The organism is Wenyingzhuangia sp. IMCC45533 (assembly GCF_054111225.1).
Genome location: NZ_CM134197.1, coordinates 1196815 through 1217577 on the forward strand (window position 1 = coordinate 1196815; position 20763 = coordinate 1217577).

Below are 20763 nucleotides of genomic sequence, written 5' to 3' on the forward strand. Positions count from 1 at the left end.
CCTTGACCCAACAAAGTATTTATTGACATCAACGAATCTAACACAAAAATAGCCTTATATATTTTTTGTCATTTATCCACATTATGTATTAGTTCGCATAGATATTGCCAAATAATGGACATAAAAAAGCACCTCAAATTGAGGTGCTCTTAGCTTATTATAGAATTAAAAGACTATTCTTCTTTCTTTTCTTCTCTTGGTTTTCTATCGTCTCTACGACTGTCTCTACCTCTGTTATCTCGTCCACCACGATCGTTATTTTCTCTGGGTGGTCTTGCTTTAAAACCTTCTGGTTTTGGTAGTAATGCTTTTTTAGAAACTTTCTCTTTACGAGTTTTAGGATCACGTCCAAAGTATTTTACTTCAAATACATCTCCCATGTTTACCACATCAGTAACATTTTCTGTACGTTCCCAAGCCAATTCACTTACGTGTAATAAAACTTCGTTTCCTGGTGCTTCTGTATATTCTACAACTGCCCCAAAATCTAACATTTTAATAACTTTCACCTCGTAGCTTTCTCCTACTGTTGGCTTAAACAACATAGACTCTATGTTTGCTAATACAGCATCGATTCCTTCTTGTCCAGTTCCCAAAATTTCAACAATTCCTTCTTCTGTAACAGGGTCTTCGTTAATAACAATAGTACATCCTGTAGTTTTTTGTAACTCTTGAATGTTTTTACCTCCAGGTCCGATTAAAGCACCGATAAATTCGTTAGGAATTACTCTTGTAATCATTTTAGGAGCGTAAGATTTTACATCATCATTAGGAGTTTCAATTACTTCTGTAATTTTTCCTAAAATGTGCATACGTCCTTCACGTGCTTGCTTTAAAGCACTCACCAAAATTTCGTAAGACAATCCTTTTACTTTAATATCCATCTGACAAGCAGTAATACCATCAGCAGTACCTGTTACTTTAAAGTCCATATCTCCTAAGTGATCCTCATCTCCTAAAATATCAGACAATACAGCGTAACGATCTCCATCAGAAATTAATCCCATTGCAATCCCAGAAACTGGTTTTGTAACTTGAACTCCAGCATCCATTAAAGCCATAGTACCAGCACACACAGTTGCCATAGAAGAAGAACCATTAGATTCTAATACTTCTGAAACTACACGTACCGTGTAAGGACAATCTGCAGGAACCATTCCTTTTAAAGCTCTTTGTGCTAAGTTACCGTGCCCAACTTCTCTACGAGAAGTACCTCTTAAAGGTCTTGCTTCTCCTGTACAGAATGGAGGAAAGTTATAGTGTAAGTAAAAACGTTCTTCACCTTCATGCGTAGGAGAATCAATAATATTAGCATCTCTAGAAGTTCCTAAAGTTACTGTTGCTAATGCTTGTGTTTCTCCACGAGTAAAGATAGACGATCCGTGAGTAGATGGTAAATAATCTACCTCTCCCCAGATAGGTCTAATTTCTGTAGTCTTACGACCATCTAAACGTAAACCTTCTGCCAATGTTAATTCGCGAACAGCTTCTTTTTGAGATTTGTTAAAATATTTTCCAATTAAATCTCCATACTCTTCTAATTCTTCTTCTGTAAAAGCAGCTTTTACTTCTTCTTTTACTTGTGCAAAAGCCTCTGTTCTTTCTACTTTAGAAGTTCCTTTAGCAGCAATAGCGTAACACTTGTCGTAAGTTAAAGTGTTAATTCTAGCAGCTAATTCTTCGTTTTCTTCTGCACCTGCGTACTCACGAGTTTCTTTTTTTCCGAATGCTTCTGCCAATTTAACCTGAGCAGCACATTGTAATTTAATCGCTTCGTGAGCAAATTTGATAGCATCTGCCATTTCTTCTTCAGAAATTTCGTCCATCTCACCTTCTACCATCATTACAGAATCTGCAGAAGCTCCAATCATCATATCGATGTCAGACTCCGCTAACTGAGCTCTGGTTGGGTTGATTACGAATTCTCCATTGACTCTAGCTACACGAGCTTCAGAAATTGGCGTTTCAAAAGGAATATCTGATAATTGAATAGCAGCAGAAGCTCCTAATCCTGCTAATGCATCTGGCATTACTTCTGGATCGTGAGACATTAACTGAATCATTACCTGAGTTTCCGCGTGGTAGTCTTTAGGGAATAACGGACGTAAAACACGGTCTATTAAACGCATGGTTAATACTTCGTCATCACTTGGTCTAGCTTCTCTTTTAAAGAAACCTCCAGGATATTTTCCAGCAGCCGCGAATTTTTCACGGTAATCTACTGTTAAAGGTAAAAAGTCTACGTCAGATTGTTTGTAGTTAGAAACTACTGTACAAAGCAACATAGCTTTACCCATTTGCACCACAACGCTACCGTGAGCTTGTTTGGCTAATTTTCCAGTTTCGATAGATACGGTTCTCCCGTCTCCTAATTCGATAACCTCTTTAAATACCTTAGGTATCATAAATAAAATGTTTTAATTGTTGATTTAAATAAGAAAAAACCAACGGTTATTGTTTAACAAAAATGTTGTGTTGTTGTAGGGTTTTGTTAACAATGGACTCAGAGTAAAGCTCTGACCTCTTATTTTTACAGCTGAATTATATAGGTATTTCAGCGAAGTGTCTAAAATAAAAAAAAGAGGCGATTAAGCCTCTTTTAATATCTTGAATTATTTTCTTAATCCTAATTCCTTAACAATTGCACGGTAACGTAAAACGTCTACCTTAGTTAAGTAATCTAATAAAGATCTACGCTTACCAACTAACTTTACTAAAGAACGTTGAGTGTTGTAATCTTTTCTGTTTTGCTTTAAGTGCTCAGTTAAGTCTGCAATTCTTTTTGTGAATAATGCAATTTGTGCTTCTGCTGATCCTGTGTCTGCTGCAGATTTTCCGTGCTTTGCGAAAATTTCTGCTTTAGCTTCTTTTGTTAATGACATGCTAATATTTATGTAAATGATTATTATGCGCAATTACCTCTCTGATAATTGGACGGCAAATATAATACTTTAGTTTTAAAGTTAGAAGGTTAGACGGTCAAAAGTTTTAAAACGGAAATAAATATGTCATCCCATTTTTTTATTGTAGCTACACTAACGTAACCATAAACTCGATTAAGGGTTGTAATCAAAGTAGTATACAGTGCGTATGAGATACTGAAACAAGTTAAGCATGACGTAACGGATACGAAATCTTAACTATAAAAAAGCATTAGGGATAGCAGCGGCATCCTTTTGGTTTTGGTTGCTGAGGTACTCGAAGTATCCTAAACCAAAAGATATAGCGGATAGCCCGACCCGTTAGGGAAATGCCCTACGCATCTGTAAAACTATTTTTATATAAAATTAATCCACTGGCTGGGGCAATTTCGTTTAGCACTACATCGTCATTCCAATTGCTTAGTGTTTTGCCTAATTGTTCAAAAGTTATTTCTCCCATTCCTAGTTGAAATAGTGTTCCCATCATAATTCTTATTTGATATCTCATAAATCCGGGCCCTGTAACTTTATAGATAAAGCTCTTTTTGGGAAAAAAATTGGCTTGATACAAGGTGTTCTCTATGATTTCTGAAATATAAACTTCTCTTTCAAAAACCGTATGTTCACTTGCTCTTTTGGTGTATTTTTTAAAATTATGTTGCCCTTCGAATAGCTTGGCTCCTTTTTTCATCAGCTCAATATCTAACTCACTGTTTTTACCTGTGATTAGTGAAGCGCAAAAAGGGTGATTTCTTTCTCCATGCGAAAACAGGTAATGATATTCCTTTATTTTGGCCGCTTGTATAATGTCGAACTTGGCATCTGTTTCTCGCACCTCTAGCACTTTGATGTCTTGAGGTAAGTTTTTATTTAACGAAGTTAATAACCACTCTAATTCATAGGGTTCTTTGGTGATTAAATGGCAGTAAGCTTCGTGGGCAGACACCATGGCATCTGTTCTTCCTTGTGCTAAAGTTTTAAAAACGTCGTGCTCAAAGATGAATTTTAGCGTTTTTTCTAAAGTTCCTTGTACTGTTTTTACATCTGGTTGTTTTTGCCAACCATGAAATCTAAATCCTAAGTATTGTAGTTTTATTAAGTAGTAACTATCGTTTTTGTATTTCAATTTTGTTGCCTTTCTATTTTTTGTTTTACAATTTCTTCAACAGGTACTCCTTTTATGTTGGATTCTAACCAAGATAAGATGTCTAAATACAGGAAAGAGCGTTTTTCATACGGATGGTCTTCGTACACTTTTAGCTCCTCGTACAGTACTTTGAATGATTTTCTTAGTTCGTGCGGATATAAATTACTTAAGTTTCTTAAAAACTTAATCATTTTTCTTTGCACCTCGTAAAGGCTATTCATTTTTAACAAAAACTTATAGGTAGATTTGATTAGCTCTTCTATGTATTCGTCGTCTCCAGATTCGTAATGAGCAACCAAATTTAAAACGCGTGTGTAGCAAAGCAAATCTTCACGCATTTTTAGGTCTTTGTTTTTAATAATTTTATTTAAGTAATAAATACATTTTTCGTAATCTCCTGCTCCAAAATACATGCAAGCTATTTTGTAATAAAATAGCATAACGTGATGCGCATCTATTTTTTTATCCGTTTTGTCTAATTCTATTAAAACACGTTCAACAAAATCTGTCCCTTTTTTAAACTCTCCTGTTAGATAAAAGGAATTAATTTTATGCTGATATAAATAGAGAAAACAAAGATTTTGGGTGTTTTCGGACGAGAATATTTTTTCTTCGTTAATTTCGTTTGTTAGGCTATTTAACGTTTCTTGAAACTTATCGTTTTTCTGAAGGTAAAACAACGATTCTAGCAAGTAGTTTACGGCCTTTAAGTAGAATACAGGATGTAGTTTTTTCATGTCTGGTAAATCATGAAACAACTGAACCAATTTTTGCGAGTTACGGTAACAGGCTATAAAATCTTGTGTAATAAACCCCTGCCATAAATTGGCTTGATACAAATACATTTTACCTGTAAATCCCAAATCTGTAAACTTATATTTTGGAATACGATCTGCGTAATATTTTTCAACAATTTGAGTGTCCTGATCATTTCGGGCATAACCGTGTTTTAAAAACCAACTATACAGTTGTAAAGACAGGTTGGACAACTTACTAGTAACAACATTTTTTTGGTTGATGTTTTTGGCTTCGATGGCCAAAGTATCTGCACGATCACTCATACTTCTAGTGATGTACTGAGACTCAATTACCTTTTCTAGCTCAATAATTTCATAAGCTAAATTATACTGTTCTTTAGAAACTGCTACAGATTTTGTTTTATCTAACAACCTTAAACTTTGCTTATATAAACCTTTGGTATATAAAATAGTTGCAAAATCTATCTGTTCTCTTATTTGTGTAATGCTATTTTGATGAATAGGACTCAACCTTAGGCTAATTAAGATTTGCCTATACAAATGTGCTTTGGTATTAGATATTTGCTGTTTTCTTATTCCTGTTTTTGATAAAATTAGTTTTTCGTCGTAGACTTTAATTTTATCCATCAATACAAATAAGGACATAAAATTAGATTGCGTATTTCCCTCTAATCTACCTGCGTATAGCTTGAATTGCCTCTTTTCGGATTTGCTAAGTGACTTGATAAGTGAAAATAATGGGTCTTTCTTTTCTTTTTTCATGTAAATCGGTGTCCTAATTCTTATCAAAAGTACGAAAATATTCAGATTTTTTTACTTGGGTATCGTAATAATAAAATCATCAGAAGCCTGTATTTGCTATACTTTGTATCAAAAAACAATCTTTGACCAAAGGAAAGGTAAATTATATACAGTTTTAATGGCTTTAGTAGAATCTTATTTTTGTTAGCTTAAAGTAAAAAAACAACACAATAATGGCTAAGGATCACGTACAAATATTTGATACTACTCTTAGAGATGGAGAGCAAGTTCCAGGATGTAAACTAAACACAGAGCAAAAATTAGTTATTGCAGAGCGTTTAGATTTGTTAGGGGTTGACATTATTGAAGCAGGGTTTCCAGTTTCTAGTCCAGGTGACTTTAAGTCTGTAGAAGCGATTGCTAAAATTGTAAAAAACGCAACCGTTTGTGGATTGACAAGATCGGTTGAGAATGATATTAAAGTGGCTGCTGAAGCTCTTAAATACGCTAAAAGACCAAGAATTCATACAGGAATTGGTACTTCCGATTCGCATATTCAATTTAAATTTAAATCTAATAGAGACGCTATTATAGAAAGAGCTGTAGCTGCTGTTAAATATGCCAAAGGATTTGTGGAGGATGTTGAATTTTACGCAGAGGATGCTGGACGTACGGATAACGAATATTTAGCGAGAGTTTGCGAGGCTGTTATTAAAGCTGGTGCCACCGTTTTAAATATTCCTGACACAACAGGTTACTGCTTGCCAGATGAATACGGTGCAAAAATAAAATATTTAAAAGAAAACGTAGCGGGGATTGATAAAGCTACTTTATCTTGTCATTGTCATAACGATTTAGGTTTGGCAACGGCCAACTCTATTGCTGGTGCTATCAATGGTGCTCGTCAAATAGAATGTACCATCAACGGTATAGGAGAAAGAGCAGGTAACACTTCTTTAGAAGAGGTGGTGATGATTATGAAACAACACCCTGATCTTAACCTAGATACTGGTGTAAATACTAAATTATTGTACAGCACTTCTCAAATGGTTCAAGAGCATATGGGAATGTTTGTACAGGCCAACAAAGCTGTAGTAGGTTCTAATGCTTTTGCGCATTCTTCTGGAATTCACCAAGATGGAGTGATTAAAAACAGAGAGACTTACGAAATTATGGATCCTGCGGAGGTTGGTGTCACAGAATCTGCTATTGTGTTAACTGCACGTAGTGGTAGAGCTGCTTTAGCTTACAGAGCAAAAAACGTTGGATACGAACTTACCAAACTAGAATTAGATTCTATATATCCTAAGTTTTTGGACTATGCGGATTCTAAAAAAGAAGTATTAGATGATGATATCCATGTTATCATGGAACAAAACAACATCAAATTAAGTTAAGCATTGTTTAACTTTTTTATTAAAGAGACTGCTTAAAACTTCTCCATAATTAAATCACCTATAAAGTGTATGTGGATTGTAAATTTTGAGCATTCTCTTTTTATTTTTTATAAAACTCCACGTTTTAATTAATTGTTATCTTTGCTAAAAATCAGAACACTATGTTTTTATTTATTGGAGGTCCTGAAATATTTGTTATTTTACTGATTGTCGTAATGTTTTTTGGTGCTGATAAAATTCCTGAGATTGCTAGAGGTTTGGCCAAAGGAATGAATCAAGTAAAGAACGCTACTAACGACATTAAAAGAGAAATTAATAATAGTGCCAACAACGCTGGTGTTGACTTGGATGTTACCAAAGATGTTAAAAAAGCTGTGGACGATGTTAAACAGGACATTGAAGACATGACTGGCCCTATCAGTAGAAGAAGATGAGTTTTATAGACACTATTGTTAAAGCTGATAGAGAGCTTTTAATTTTATTAAATAATTTTGGTTCTGAGCCTTTTGATATTATTTGGTTAACCTTTACCAAGCCTGTATACTGGTCTCCTCTTTTCTTGCTGTGGATTTATTTTTTGATTAAAAGATACGACCGAAGAGTAGGACTATTTATATTTTTCTTTATGGTAGTTATGGCAGGTTTGTCCGATACTTTAGTGAACATTATAAAACATACTACTTTGAGACCAAGACCTTGTTGGCAAGAAGGGGTTATGGAATCTATCAGAATCCTAAAATGTACGCACAGCTACAGTTTTGTGTCTGGTCACGCTACCACATCAATGGCTCTTACTGCTTTTATATTTTTTGTTTTTAGAGATAAGTATAAGTGGTTTTGGATCTTTTTTATTTTTCCTGCCATCTTTGCTTACAGTAGAATTTATATGGGTAAACATTATCCTTTAGATATTATTTCGGGATACATTTTAGGATTTGTGGAAGCCATTTTTTATTACAAGCTAGTACAATATCTTTTGAATAAATGGTTTTATCACAAAAAAAGAGCAGTTTAAGACTGCTCTTTTTTTGTGATAATAAATGGAGATTACTCTAAATAACCTCTAGAGACACCTTGTATCCTTCGTTCCCTCTAACGTTAAATACTTTTCCATCTTCAAAAATTAAATATTGTCCTTTAATTCCTTTCAATTTTCCTTGATATGAATTTTCTTTGACTAAGTTTAAACTCGCTACTTTAGTAGGATAGCTTTCCACAGGAAAATTCAGCTCTAAAACGCTGTGTTCTTCTACGTAATATTCCTTAGTCTCATCGGGTAAATATTGCTTTAATTTCTCTTTAACTGTTGTTAAATTCCCGTCAGCAATATCATTTTTTAGCATTTTTTGCCAGCTAGTTTTATCGCTCACATGCTCTTTTATCGCAACTTCTGTAATTCCTGCTAAATATCTGTTAGGAACTTCTACAAAAGGTACTGCTTTGGTAGCTCCCTGATCTATCCAACGAGTTGGTATTTGGGTTTTTCTAGTCACTCCAACTTTTACGTTACTAGACAACGCTAAGTATACGATATGAGGTTGCAACTGTGCTGCTTGCTCATAAGCCAAATCCCTATCTTCAATTCCTAAATGCGCTTTACTCAATTCAGGCTTCATCACCCAGTCTGCAACGGAGGGCTGTTCGTAAAAACACTCGTAACAATGACCTTGTCTAAAAATCTTTTTCTCTTTACGGCAACACAAGCATTCATAACCATCAAAAGTAAGGGTTATTGTCTTATTTAAAAGTTGATTCATGTTTAATACATGAGTATCTGTATTTAAATAATACTGGACTTGCTCTGCATTTTCCGTAGCCATTTTTGCTAATACTCCGCTGTATTTCATAGAAAAAAACTAAATTAGATAAGTCAAATATATGTATTTTAACCCGCATTAAGCATCTAAAGTAATGACATTACCCTTCGTAAATTCAATTATTTCATGGTTTTTAAAAAAGAGAAAGCATCAAATTGAATTGTTTTTAAAATACCCCGTAGAGGTTCAAAACGATCAGATGTTGCTACTTATCGATGCAGCCTCTAAAACTGTTTATGGAAAGAAATATGCTTTTAAAAAGATAAAAAATTACCAAGATTTTAAAAGTAAAATTCCATTAGTAAATTATGAAGCTTTGAGTCCTTATATAGAAGAGCAGAGAACTACAGGAAAAAGTATTATTTGGCATGAGAAAATTAAGTGGTACGCAAAATCAAGCGGTACTACCAACGATAAGAGCAAATTTATTCCAGTAAGTGAAGATGCCATTAAGCAATGTCACTTTAAAGGAGGGAAAGATATGCTTACACTCTTTTACAACAACAATAGTGAAGCTAAACTATTTACAGGCAAAAATCTTAGGCTGGGAGGAAGTAGTGCCGTATACGAGGACAATGATGCATACTTCGGTGATCTCTCTGCTATAATTATTGAAAATATGCCTATATGGGCAGATATGAGCAGTGCTCCTAAACAAGAAGTGGCTTTGATGTCTGAATGGGAAGCAAAGATGGATGCTATTGTGAAAGAAACTGTTAAACAGAATATAACCAGCCTAGCAGGAGTTCCTTCTTGGATGATGGTATTGCTAGAGAAAGTTTTAGAGCATACAGGTAAACAAAACATTTTAGAAGTTTGGCCAAACTTAGAGGTATATTTTCATGGAGGAGTAAATTTTAGTCCATACAAGGAGCAATACAAAAAGCTAATCCCTTCAGCGAATTTTAAATATTACGAAACCTACAATGCTTCCGAAGGTTTTTTTGCCATTCAAGATCAAAATGATTGTAACGACTTGTTATTGATGCTAGACTATGGAATATTTTACGAGTTTATTCCAATGGACTCTTACAACAGCGTTCATTCAAAAACCATCTCTTTGGCTGACGTTGAACTTCATAAAAATTATGCGCTTGTCATCACAACCAATGCAGGATTGTGGAGATATATTATTGGAGATACGATAAAGTTCACCTCATTGCAACCCCACCGAATTAAGATTACGGGAAGAACCAAGCACTTTATCAATGTTTTTGGAGAGGAGTTGATTATAGAAAACGCTGAAGATGCTTTAAAAATAGCTTGCGAACAAACTGATTCGAGCATTAAAGAATATACGGTTGCTCCCATTTTTATGGAATTAAATAATAAGGGGAGTCATGAATGGTTAATTGAATTTGAAAAGCTTCCTGCCGATATGATTTTTTTTACTGATCAACTAGATCAATCGTTACAAGACATCAATTCCGATTACGAAGCCAAGAGGTATAAGAACATAACTCTCGGTAGACCCATTGTTCATGTAGCTGATAAGCATCAATTCCATTATTGGTTAAAAAGTAAAAACAAACTAGGAGGACAACATAAAGTTCCAAGATTATATAACACTAGAGAGTACCTAGAAGAAATCAAATCATACAAAACACCTGTCGGTTGATGTGAATCTGTACAAAAGCATACTTTTACAATCAACTCTTAAATATAGCCAAAATACTGACTAGAAACGTTAAAGAACAGTCAGACATCTAACCAATGTGTGTAAAGTAAACTATTTCACTCACTGAACTCAGAGGTTAATTCAAACTGGCACCTCCTATATCTTTAAAAATTTGGTAGTACAACCATAAAAAAAGTAGCTGAACAAATTGTAATTTGTTCAGCTACTTTTAAAATTTATCCTAGAAGTGATATGTTTGTATAGGACTTAACTATTCAATTAAAAATAGTTTAGTATGTCCACATATCAGATTCTAAATCTCTAATGTCATCCTTAATTTTTTCAGCTTCTCTCAACTGAAATAAGGAGTTCCCTCTGATGTATTCGTTAATACTTCTGTTACCAAACATATTCTCTTCTTTGGTTATGGTTGATAAAAAGTCTCTCGTGTTTAGTATATAATCATAAGACTCTACATGAGACACAAATCCGGTCTTGATAGGTTTTGCTCTGTGTAGTACATTTCTAGCATCTGGATAAAATACCCAAAATAATGGGTAAATCGCATCGTCTTCAATATCGTCTCTCCCGATAGTCTGAACATCTGGTGCCATTGGAGCTATCGCCAATAACCTGTAATTCATTTGACCAGTTAGCTTATTGAAGTACCAAATACCCTTAATTTGATATCCTTGAATATCTTGAGGTTTGATGTAATTTTTATCAATATACTCATCAATGTTAGTTTCACCTTCATTTAAAAGATCGTATCCATAACTAGCAGTATCAATTCTAACTAATTTTTTTTCAATTTCAGAAACAGGTAGTTTATTTATGAACTGAGAATCTTCATAAACTTCAGTTATATCACCTTTTCTTATGCTAGATAGCAAATTAGAGAACAAAGATTTACTTGTCTGAGAAGTGTCCTCTTCATTAATTGGGTAATATAATTTGAAATTTGGTCTTTGATATAAATCAATTGTTTCCCAAACAACTTTAGACCATAATATGTCACGCTCATCCACGTACTCATATGGCAAAGGCTTGTCTTGATCTAAACGAATACGTTCGTCAGATTTCTTTCCAATATCAGATACCTTTTTAGCATTTAACAAGCCAAAACTAGACTGTGAAAAAGCTACTATTGTTGTTGCAAAGAACAAAAACAAAAACGCATTAACTACTTTATATTTCTTCATTATATATGTTAATTAGAAATTTCTACACTAATTGGTAATACTTCTTTTAATCTGTAAGAAGAGTTTCCAACGATACTCGCTCTAATACCAAAGATAGTAACAATATCACCTCTTTTAGCACTTGCTACAGCTTTTTGAGCTTGAGTACTCATTCTTCCTCCATTTACAATTACAGTCGTTTTACCAGGTACTTTAACTTTAAAACTTTTTACTCTTAATTTCAAATCAAATACAAAATCTGGTAATCCTGCATTGATAGATGACTTAGCCAAACTACCTTTTGGCATTTTAATAGAACCATACTCTCCTCTAATACTTGCCATAGCTTGAGGAATATCTTTAATTCTAAACGTTACTGGTGGAGATTTTATTTTTTCTCCTTTGTCAGTTACAGCTGATACATTGATGCTTACCGTTTTTCCTTTACCTGGTCTTAAGATATAAGCTGTTCCACTTTTTCTTACCAATCCTGGAGCAACTGCCTTAATTTTAGTTGGGCTCACCCCTGGTAAGGAAATAGTAATAGGGTTTTCTAAACCTCTATAAACTACATTCATTTTATCAGCAGAAATAATTGCTTGATTAGAACCTGCAACTACGGAATAATTACTTTCAATATCCACAGTAATAGGTTGACCTTTTTCAATAAAAGTAAATTGTCCTAAAATAGGTCTATCTCCTATTCCTCCTGCTTTAAAAGTATAAATTACTTTACCATCCTTGAAATTAGCCTTGTTATTAAGGTCAATATTGGTACCGTTAATTTTAACTTCGTTAGGTACTTTGGTATTGTCCTTACTCGCTAAAAACACTTCAGCAGTTACCTTATCTCCTGGACTATAAGTATTCTTGTTTAACTTCACGAATGCTTGTAAGTTACTAGCTGATGTTGATTTCTTCAATCTTCCTGCTAAAAACCCTGTTAAAGATTCGTTACCTAAACCTAATACCGTATTCTGCATACTTGACAAAATCGCAATAGATCCAATTGCTGGTAAACCTTTAAAGTTGTAAGTTAACCAATCTTTCTTAACACTTGGATCTTCTTCAGAAGGAACTGGTTTTGTATCAAAATTATCTTCAATTTGTTTTATAACAGATGGATTTTGATCTCCGATTAGTTTTAACATCTTTGATCTAAAAACATCTACAGACTGAACAAATTTCTTTCCTTCTGGTGTGTATCCATCAGCAGCAAATAAAAATTCGTCAAACTTATCTCCTTTACCCATTTCAGTAGCGGGTAACTTTCCTGTTTCAGGATCTACAGGGAATAATTCTTTAATTTTATCTTTTAGAACCTGTACTTCAGATACAAACTCATTAGACACCTCATAAACTTCTTTAGAAACTTCATAAGTATCTTTATATTGTGCCGGATTTTCTTTAGCTAATCTTTCTAAATCAGATAATACTTTCTGATTCTTCTCAACACTTTGATCAATTGCGCTCTCTGATCTATAGTAGATTTTAGAGAATGCTTCCATCACCTCAACAGATACCTGCATTGCTAACAAGGCTAACAATACTAAGTACATAAGATTAATCATCTTCTGCCTTGGGCTCAACTTACCTCCTGCCATAAATTCTAGTTTTTTAAATTAATTAATATCTATTTATCTATGGTAGATTAATTTTTTGCTCCCATTGCGCTTAACATTCCTCCGTATACATTGTTTAAAGAAGATATGTTTTTAGATAACGCTGACATTTGGTTGGTAAGTTCTTCAGATTTTTGAGATACAGAGCTTATCAATTTAGATTGATTGTTTAATACTTCTACTTGTGCAGATTGAACTTTAGACATGCTTTCTTCTTGCGCAGCATACATTGTGTTAATTTTCTCTAAGTGGTTAGCCGCAGAAGTGATTTCTTTGTTGTATTTAACTGTATCCGTTGCTGCGCTAGTACCTTCACCAATTTGCTTAGCAGCAGATGATAAGTTATTCATACTAGTTGTTAGCTTATTAATTACACCTGCATCTAATTTGGCAGCAGCTAACATTTCATCTATCTTTTTTGTTAACACTCCTTCTGGTGTACTAATTTCTTTTTTCTTACCACTACTAGCTTGTCCACCAGCCAATTCTGGGTATACTAGAGACCAGTCTAATTCTTCTGCTGGTAATGGTTCAAATGCAGAAATTACGAATATAAGAGCTTCCGTTCCTAAACCAACAATTAACATTTCACTTGCTCCAGGCCAGTGCATTAATTTGAATAAAGCTCCTACAATTACAATCGCTCCACCAATTCCGTAAGCCATTGCCATAAATTTCTTAAATCCTTTCGAGTGTAACATAATCTTCTTCTTTTAGTTTGTGTTTTATTAATAGTTTAGTTTATCCCAGTCTGCCTCTCCTAAGTAATCTTGAACTGTTCTAAATCCAATATAACTCTTTGCAGAATCTGCATATTCGTAATCTTTAGTACTTACTTCTAAAAAGTAAGCAATATCTTTCCAAGATCCTCCTCTAATAATCTTTCTCTTATTTTTTGGATCATCAACATCAGCACTTAATGATGATGTAATATATGATGCTGTTATGTTATAAGCAGTAGATGTCCACTCCGAAACGTTCCCTGCCATGTTGTACAAACCGTAATCGTTTGCCTGATAAGAAAAAGCCTCTACGGTATACGTAAATCCGTCAGCAGCCAGATTGTTTCTTTTAGGTCTAAAGTTCGCTAAATAGTAACCTTCTGAGTCTGTCATGTATGGACCTCCCCATGGATATTTACCGTTTTCAATACCACCTCTAGCAGCAAATTCCCATTCTGCTTCTGTCGGCAGTCTAAATTCTGGACTTTTAATTCCAGAACCAATTGCTGATAAATAATCGTTTTTCTTTTTTGTTCTCCAATTACAAAAAGCCTTAGCTTGATTCCAAGTAACACCAACTACAGGATATTCTTCGTAAGCCGCATGCCAAAAATAATTTTTTACCATTACATCATTATTAGAATACGCAAAATCTCTTGCCCAAACCGTAGTATCCGGATAAACATTTAAGTCTACTGGAATCATATTATTTTTTTCGTTAACATTAGAAGAAACTTCTTTGTTACTTTCTAAGTACGAATACTTTAATAATGAAGTATCAAATATTCTATTTCCTCCAACATCTTCTCTTGGCAAGTACATTTGATCCATTACTTCAGCGTAAGATTCGTCTACATAGTTGTTGACATCCCACTGCAAAGGAACTTCCCAATTTAAGGGCAAAGTACCTTTGTGATTCCAATTGATGGAACCGTAAGTTTTGATCATATACTTTTGATAAGGTGAAAATTCTTCCACTTCTTCATCATCCAAATCTTCGTCTGTAGAAAGATATTTATAATCTGCTATCGATAGATATTCCTCGTCTTCATCGGAAGGAGGAGCAGATTCTGCATAATTTGCTAATTCTGTTCTTACGATTGAATCTCTTACCCAGTAAACAAACTGCTTGTATTCGCTATTGGTAATTTCAGTATCGTCCATAAAGAACTCTCTTACAGATACACTTTTAGGTGGAGCCTCAAATCCTCCCCATCGGTTTTCTTCGGTTTTACCCATTGTGAATGTTCCTCCAGGTATCAAAACCATCCCAAATGGTGTTTCAGTAAACCATTCTTCCTCGGCTCTAGCCCCTACAAGTTCTCCACCATCTCCAAAGCTTCCACTACAACTTATTAGAGTAATTGCCAGCATGGACATTAACAGTATATTCTTCATAGATTATCGTTATTATATCTTTTTATAGAATTTCGTAAACTTAGAAAATTAATTCTAATTAAGCAACGTTACAATGTTTCTTAAATTACTTTTTTTACAATTCTATGTTAATTTCTTATTTACATTGTACCATCTCTCAGGCAATTTTTGCGCAATCGCATTTAGGTAATCCTCATAAGAACAAGGAATTAACACATGTCTATTGTACTTATCTTCAACCAAAAACTCTACCTGCATCCACCATCGTGAACTTTTATCGCTTTGGTAAAAAATGATGTTTTTTCCCTCAAAAGGAACTATATACTTTAAGTAGTTTTTCTTAGAACCATACGGATAATCGTTCGTTCTTAATGAAACTCCCTCTACAAAGTACCAAATTAGTTGTGATACCAGCTTGCTCGTTCTATTATTTATATCATAATACTTGTTAAACTCATAGATGCCAAAAGAAGTTACTTTATCACTTATTCCGGCATATCTACCCAAGGCACACGCTACATCACCTTCTAATCCATTCGGATTGACATTTCCATTCGCTGGTGCATCTTGTGCTTTTACCACTCCTAAATCAATAGCAACTATATCAGCATCTCTCATCATTGGCTCTGCTACAGATACATCTTTTAATGAACCTAATCTATAAGCTTCAAAGCTCAAGGAATCCATCAAAGAAATTTCTTCCTGCGAATTATAGTAGGTTTGATAACCTATATTTGAATAATTAAACAAGTTATTGGGTTCTTCTAAAATAATTTTACTCAAGTAAGATTGTGCACTCAGCTCATTTTCTAGTTCTCCAAATCCAAATCTAGGACTTGCAACTGATAGGTTTACTGTTTGATCTAGTTCATCGTATGCTCTGTAATTTGCATACACCAAATCAATACTACCGCCAATGATTACGGGTATTATATTTTTTTTACACAGATAAGATACAATTTTTTTTACTGCGTAGTAAGTGTCCTTAATTATTTCACCCGCTAAAACGCTTCCTAAATCTGCAATACATACGCTCCAATTCCCATAAAACAACTTATAAAAATCTCTTCTGACTTCATCAGCACCAATAGCTGTATCTAGATTTAATACATTCCCCCTACCTTCTCTTACATCAAATAATGCTATCCTAACATCTTTCAAATCTGGAAATCCAGAGTCTTTTGTATATTGTTCTAACCGACTTCCAATACTATCTTTCTGCTTAAAATCATCTGTTAAAAACTCATCAGATACAGGAATAAAAAAATCTTGGATCATCGAATTTATTTCTTTTTTGCAGTTTTCTTAGCTGTCGTTTTTTTGGTTGTCGCTTTTTTAGCTGGAGTTTTTTTAGCTCTTGTTTTTTTCTTAGGAGCATTCTTTTCTATAATATCCTTTACCTCTTCTAAGGTTAAAGCGGCCGCATCAATAGTTTTGGCTAATTCAATCTTAGTTTTCCCTTTTAAGATATTATGTCTTCCCCAACGAGCCTTTTCTACTCTAATTCCTTCTTCTTCCCAGTTATGAACGACTTTATCTATTTCTTTTTGCTTCTTCGCTTCAATGAGTTCTATAATATCATCATTAGATAAATGATCAAAATCGTACTTTTTGTTTACATTGATAAACATACCATTCCACTTGATGAATGGCCCAAAACGACCTACTCCTTTTTGGACTGGTAGGTTTTCATACTCTGCAATGGGAGCATCTGCTTCAATTTTTGCTTCTATCAATTCAACTGCTCTGTCAAAATCCACAGACATTGGATCTTCTCCTCTATCTAAAGAAACATACATTGTTCCATACTTTATATAAGGTCCAAAACGACCATTAGAGACAATAGCCTCTTCTCCTTTATATTCTCCTAAATTTTTAGGTAGCAAAAACAAATCTAAAACCTCTTCTAAAGTAATAGTCCCTAAATTTTGCTCTTTTAATAAACTTGCGAATTCTTTTTCTTCATCGTCAGGTCCCCCAATTTGAGCCAAAGGTCCAAATTTACCTAAACGCACTAAAACTGTTCTTCCTGATTCTGGATGTGTTCCTAAAATTCTTTCCCCACTTTCTCTTTCTGCATTTTCTGCAACATCTTTTACATTGGTATGAAATCCGTTGTAAAATTCCTTTATCATTCCAATCCACTCCTCATTACCGTGGGCTATTTCATCAAAATGGGCTTCAACTTTCGCTGTAAAACCGTAATCTAAAATTTTTGCGAAATGAGCTACCAGAAAGTCATTTACAATATTCCCAATATCTGTAGGAACTAATTTTCCTTTATCTGATCCTACCTTTTCTGTTAACTCTTTAGAGATTACTTTATTATTTGCTAAAACAAACTGCTCGTATTTTCTCTCTACTCCTTCTATCGTACCTTTTTCTACGTAACCTCTTCTTAAAACTGTAGATATTGTAGGTGCATAGGTAGAAGGTCTACCAATTCCTAATTCTTCTAATTGTTTTACGAGTGATGCTTCTGTAAATCTGTAAGGAGCTTTGCTGAATCTTTGAGTAGCGGTGATATATTCGTGTCTTAACACATCTCCAACAGCTAAACGCGGAAGCATTCCTTCTTGCTCCTGCTCATCATCTTCGTTATCATTACCTTCCAAATAGACTTTCAGGAAACCTTCAAACTTGATCATTTCTCCGTTGGCCGTAAACAACTTTGTGTTTTTATTATTCTCAATTTTCACATTGGTACGTTCCAATTGGGCATCACTCATCTGAGAAGCCAACGTTCTTTTCCAAATCAAATCGTACAATCTATTTTGATCGTACTCTTGATTGATTTCGTGACGAGTCATATCGGTAGGTCTAATGGCTTCGTGAGCCTCTTGCGCTCCTTTAGACTTTGTATTAAAATCTCTTGGCTTGCTATATTCCTTACCGTATGATGCTGTAATTTCATCCGCAGCTGCATCTTTTGCCTCTTTAGACAAATTCACGCTATCTGTTCTCATGTAGGTAATAATCCCTGATTCGTACAAACGCTGGGCAACTGTCATGGTTTTAGACACAGAAAACCCTAGTTTTCTTGATGCCTCTTGCTGCAACGTGGAAGTGGTAAAAGGAGCTGCTGGAGATTTTTTAGCAGGCTTTGTTGTTAAATCTGCAATTTTAAACTCAGCATCTACACAGTCATTTAGAAATAACTCCGCTTCTTTCCTATCACCAAATGCTTTAGGAATGGTTGCTTTAAATTTTTTACCTTCATCGTTAAAAAATTCTGCTACTACTTTGTAGGAAGCTTCAGATTTAAAATCTAAAATACTTCTCTCTCTCTCTACTATTAACCTAACAGCTACGGATTGAACTCTACCCGCAGATAAACCTGCCTTTACTTTTCTCCACAAAACAGGAGATAATTCATATCCTACAATTCTGTCTAAAACCCTACGTGCTTGTTGAGCATCAACCAAGTTATAGTTGATATTCCTAGGGTTTTCTACAGCCTTTAATATGGCTGATTTTGTAATCTGATTGAATACAATTCTCTTCGTATTTTCTTCCTTTAACTTTAGCTGTTCTTTTAAATGCCAAGCAATAGCTTCTCCCTCTCGATCCTCATCACTTGCTAGCCAAACAGTATCTGCTTTTTTTGCTAAACTTTTTAATTTTCTAACAACGGCTTTTTTATCATCAGAGACTATATAGGTGGGTGAAAAATCTCCATCAACATCAATCCCCAAACCGTTTGAAGGCAAATCTGCAATGTGACCAAAACTTGATTCAACTTGAAAATCTTTACCTAGAAACTTCTCTATAGTCTTAGCTTTTGCTGGGGACTCTACAATTACAAGATTACTTGCCATATTTTATTTTCTTCCTTTTTAGTACTCTATTTGCTCACAAAAGTAGGGAGAAAAATTAAAACCTAAGATTTAAATTGTCCTTTTAAGGTTTTCTTAACTGTATTATATAATGACATCTTGTCACAAATCATAAATTTTATTGTAAATTTGCCCATTAGAAATTTACACAAAAATGAGCAGAGTTACCACAGAAGAAAAAATTATAGATGCCAACAAACAGGGGCATCCTCTTTCTACTGAACAAAAGGAAGGCAACACCAAAAAACTATATATAGAAAGTTACGGTTGTCAAATGAATATGAACGATAGTGAAATTGTTGCTTCTATATTATCTGAGACAGGTTATAATACCACACTAAACTTAGAAGAAGCTGATTTGGTAATGGTAAACACATGCTCCATTAGGGAAAAGGCAGAACAAACTATAAGAAAACGCTTGCAAAAATACAATGCGATTAAAAAAATAAACCCTAGCATGAAAGTGGGGGTTTTAGGTTGTATGGCAGAGCGTTTGAAATCTAAATTCTTAGAAGAAGAAAAAATTGTTGATTTGGTTGTAGGACCAGATGCTTATCGTGATTTACCTAATTTGCTTGAAGAGGTGAATGAAGGTAGAAATGCAGTAAATGTAATTTTATCAAAAGAAGAAACTTATGCTGATGTTTCTCCTGTAAGGCTAAACTCAAACGGAGTTTCTGCCTTTGTAACCATTACACGTGGTTGCGACAATATGTGTACTTTTTGTGTAGTACCGTTTACAAGAGGTAGAGAACGTAGTAGAGATCCTCAAAGTATTATTTCTGAAATTAAAGACTTACAAGCTAAAGGTTATAAAGAGGTAACTTTATTGGGTCAGAATGTTGATAGCTACCTTTGGTATGGAGGTGGACTAAAAAAAGATTTTGACAAAGCTAGCGAAATAGCCAAAGCAACTGCGGTTGGTTTTGCCGATTTATTAAAGATGGTGGCTAGTACTTTTCCTGATATGTGGGTACGTTTCTTTACCAACAATCCTCAAGATATGGATATTGAAGTACTACACGCCATGGTGAAACATACGAATATTTGTAGATATCTACACTTACCCGTACAATCTGGTAGCACAACAGTATTAGAAAGAATGAATCGTCAACACACAAGAGAAGAATACATGGAATTGATTGACAACATCAAGACTTTACTTCCTGATTGTGCTATTTCTCAAGATATGATTATCGGTTTTTGTGGGGAAACGGAAGAAGAACACAAAGACACACTTTCTTTAATGGAATACGTGAACTACGATTATGGATTTATGTTCGCTTATTCTGAAAGACCTGGAACGCTTGCAGAAAAAAGATTTCCAGACGATGTTCCCGCAGATGTTAAAAAAAGACGTTTGCAAGAAGTGATTGATTTACAAAGAAAAATGAGTTTAGATAATACCCAAGCTTATTTGGGAAAAACAGTTGTTGCATTAATTGAAGCTAATTCTAAAAAATCTGACCAGCATTGGATGGCTAGGAACTCTCAAAACTATGCAATTGTATTTCCTAAAGGAGAAAATCAACAACCTGGGGATTTTGTAAAAGTTAAAATTACAGATTGTACCTCTGCTACTTTATTAGGAGAGTACATTAGTCATTCATAAAACAAAAAATACAC

16 protein-coding genes are annotated in these 20763 nt (G+C 34.3%); 5 read left to right on the plus strand and 11 right to left on the minus strand.

The genetic code is table 11. The features are described 5' to 3' along the window. Positions 1-173 precede the first annotated feature (173 nt). The 4 genes from ACXGQW_RS05280 to ACXGQW_RS05295 all read right to left on the minus strand — a co-directional run bounded on the left by ACXGQW_RS05280 (position 174) and on the right by ACXGQW_RS05295 (position 5588). Positions 174-2405, minus strand: coding sequence for a polyribonucleotide nucleotidyltransferase (locus ACXGQW_RS05280; protein WP_457824052.1), 2232 nt, complete (start codon positions 2403-2405; stop codon positions 174-176). 207 nt (positions 2406-2612) lie between these two features. Beyond that, the gene (rpsO, locus tag ACXGQW_RS05285; RefSeq protein ID WP_457824053.1) at positions 2613-2882 is read right to left on the minus strand and encodes a 30S ribosomal protein S15; all 270 of its coding nucleotides are present in this window, start codon (positions 2880-2882) and stop codon (positions 2613-2615) included. A 373-nt stretch (positions 2883-3255) separates the two neighbouring features. After that, entirely contained in the window at positions 3256-4047 is a 792-nt protein-coding gene (locus ACXGQW_RS05290) for a tRNA pseudouridine synthase A (protein WP_457824054.1), read from the minus strand. After that, on the minus strand, positions 4044-5588 hold the full coding sequence (locus ACXGQW_RS05295; protein ID WP_457824055.1) for a hypothetical protein: 1545 nt from the start codon (positions 5586-5588) through the stop codon (positions 4044-4046). Before ACXGQW_RS05295 ends, ACXGQW_RS05290 begins: the two co-directional genes overlap by 4 nt. Before the next feature lie 212 nt (positions 5589-5800). Here ACXGQW_RS05295 and ACXGQW_RS05300 point away from each other — a divergent pair, with 212 nt between their 5' ends. The 3 genes from ACXGQW_RS05300 to ACXGQW_RS05310 all read left to right on the plus strand — a co-directional run bounded on the left by ACXGQW_RS05300 (position 5801) and on the right by ACXGQW_RS05310 (position 7979). Further along, positions 5801-6964 (plus strand): 2-isopropylmalate synthase, encoded by a 1164-nt coding sequence (locus ACXGQW_RS05300; RefSeq protein WP_457824056.1) that lies wholly within the window; start codon positions 5801-5803, stop codon positions 6962-6964. Between the two features lie 161 nt (positions 6965-7125). Further along, the gene (locus ACXGQW_RS05305) at positions 7126-7398 is read left to right on the plus strand and encodes a Sec-independent protein translocase subunit TatA/TatB (protein ID WP_457824057.1); all 273 of its coding nucleotides are present in this window, start codon (positions 7126-7128) and stop codon (positions 7396-7398) included. Further along, entirely contained in the window at positions 7395-7979 is a 585-nt protein-coding gene (locus ACXGQW_RS05310; protein ID WP_457824058.1) for a phosphatase PAP2 family protein, read from the plus strand. Before ACXGQW_RS05305 ends, ACXGQW_RS05310 begins: the two co-directional genes overlap by 4 nt. Positions 7980-8016: 37 nt before the next feature. Here ACXGQW_RS05310 and ACXGQW_RS05315 read toward each other — a convergent pair whose 3' ends face one another. Then, the gene (locus ACXGQW_RS05315) at positions 8017-8811 is read right to left on the minus strand and encodes a DUF2797 domain-containing protein (protein ID WP_457824059.1); all 795 of its coding nucleotides are present in this window, start codon (positions 8809-8811) and stop codon (positions 8017-8019) included. 64 nt (positions 8812-8875) lie between these two features. Here ACXGQW_RS05315 and ACXGQW_RS05320 point away from each other — a divergent pair, with 64 nt between their 5' ends. Continuing rightward, complete coding sequence (locus ACXGQW_RS05320) at positions 8876-10399, plus strand: GH3 auxin-responsive promoter family protein (RefSeq protein WP_457824060.1); 1524 nt, start codon at positions 8876-8878, stop codon at positions 10397-10399. Positions 10400-10689: 290 nt separating this feature from the next. On the opposite strand, the gene porN is transcribed toward ACXGQW_RS05320, so the two are convergent. The 6 genes from porN to topA form a co-directional block, all read right to left on the minus strand. Further along, positions 10690-11601, minus strand: coding sequence for a type IX secretion system ring subunit PorN/GldN (porN, locus tag ACXGQW_RS05325; RefSeq protein ID WP_457824061.1), 912 nt, complete (start codon positions 11599-11601; stop codon positions 10690-10692). Between the two features lie 8 nt (positions 11602-11609). Further along, positions 11610-13184 carry a type IX secretion system motor protein PorM/GldM gene (porM, locus tag ACXGQW_RS05330; protein WP_457824062.1) on the minus strand — a complete coding sequence of 525 codons (1575 nt, stop codon included), beginning with the start codon at positions 13182-13184 and terminating at the stop codon, positions 11610-11612. A 47-nt stretch (positions 13185-13231) separates the two neighbouring features. Then, positions 13232-13903 carry a type IX secretion system motor protein PorL/GldL gene (gene porL / locus ACXGQW_RS05335; RefSeq protein WP_457824063.1) on the minus strand — a complete coding sequence of 224 codons (672 nt, stop codon included), beginning with the start codon at positions 13901-13903 and terminating at the stop codon, positions 13232-13234. Positions 13904-13930: 27 nt separating this feature from the next. Then, positions 13931-15322 carry a T9SS ring complex lipoprotein PorK/GldK gene (gene porK, locus ACXGQW_RS05340; protein ID WP_457824064.1) on the minus strand — a complete coding sequence of 464 codons (1392 nt, stop codon included), beginning with the start codon at positions 15320-15322 and terminating at the stop codon, positions 13931-13933. A 102-nt stretch (positions 15323-15424) separates the two neighbouring features. Continuing rightward, on the minus strand, positions 15425-16579 hold the full coding sequence (locus tag ACXGQW_RS05345; protein ID WP_457824065.1) for a formimidoylglutamase: 1155 nt from the start codon (positions 16577-16579) through the stop codon (positions 15425-15427). 5 nt (positions 16580-16584) lie between these two features. Then, positions 16585-19119, minus strand: coding sequence for a type I DNA topoisomerase (topA, locus tag ACXGQW_RS05350; RefSeq protein WP_457824066.1), 2535 nt, complete (start codon positions 19117-19119; stop codon positions 16585-16587). 172 nt (positions 19120-19291) lie between these two features. Here topA and miaB point away from each other — a divergent pair, with 172 nt between their 5' ends. Next, the gene (gene miaB, locus ACXGQW_RS05355) at positions 19292-20749 is read left to right on the plus strand and encodes a tRNA (N6-isopentenyl adenosine(37)-C2)-methylthiotransferase MiaB (protein ID WP_457824067.1); all 1458 of its coding nucleotides are present in this window, start codon (positions 19292-19294) and stop codon (positions 20747-20749) included. Positions 20750-20763: the final 14 nt, after the last annotated feature.

Coding starts and splice junctions, on each gene's coding strand:
- ACXGQW_RS05280 (WP_457824052.1), bottom strand. CDS start 2,405: ATGATACCTAAGGTATTTAAAGAGGTTATCGAATTAGGAGACGGGAGA.
- rpsO (WP_457824053.1), bottom strand. CDS start 2,882: ATGTCATTAACAAAAGAAGCTAAAGCAGAAATTTTCGCAAAGCACGGA.
- ACXGQW_RS05295 (WP_457824055.1), bottom strand. CDS start 5,588: ATGAAAAAAGAAAAGAAAGACCCATTATTTTCACTTATCAAGTCACTT.
- ACXGQW_RS05300 (WP_457824056.1), top strand. CDS start 5,801: ATGGCTAAGGATCACGTACAAATATTTGATACTACTCTTAGAGATGGA.
- ACXGQW_RS05305 (WP_457824057.1), top strand. CDS start 7,126: ATGTTTTTATTTATTGGAGGTCCTGAAATATTTGTTATTTTACTGATT.
- ACXGQW_RS05310 (WP_457824058.1), top strand. CDS start 7,395: ATGAGTTTTATAGACACTATTGTTAAAGCTGATAGAGAGCTTTTAATT.
- ACXGQW_RS05315 (WP_457824059.1), bottom strand. CDS start 8,811: ATGAAATACAGCGGAGTATTAGCAAAAATGGCTACGGAAAATGCAGAG.
- ACXGQW_RS05320 (WP_457824060.1), top strand. CDS start 8,876: ATGACATTACCCTTCGTAAATTCAATTATTTCATGGTTTTTAAAAAAG.
- porN (WP_457824061.1), bottom strand. CDS start 11,601: ATGAAGAAATATAAAGTAGTTAATGCGTTTTTGTTTTTGTTCTTTGCA.
- porM (WP_457824062.1), bottom strand. CDS start 13,184: ATGGCAGGAGGTAAGTTGAGCCCAAGGCAGAAGATGATTAATCTTATG.
- porL (WP_457824063.1), bottom strand. CDS start 13,903: ATGTTACACTCGAAAGGATTTAAGAAATTTATGGCAATGGCTTACGGA.
- porK (WP_457824064.1), bottom strand. CDS start 15,322: ATGAAGAATATACTGTTAATGTCCATGCTGGCAATTACTCTAATAAGT.
- ACXGQW_RS05345 (WP_457824065.1), bottom strand. CDS start 16,579: ATGATCCAAGATTTTTTTATTCCTGTATCTGATGAGTTTTTAACAGAT.
- topA (WP_457824066.1), bottom strand. CDS start 19,119: ATGGCAAGTAATCTTGTAATTGTAGAGTCCCCAGCAAAAGCTAAGACT.
- miaB (WP_457824067.1), top strand. CDS start 19,292: ATGAGCAGAGTTACCACAGAAGAAAAAATTATAGATGCCAACAAACAG.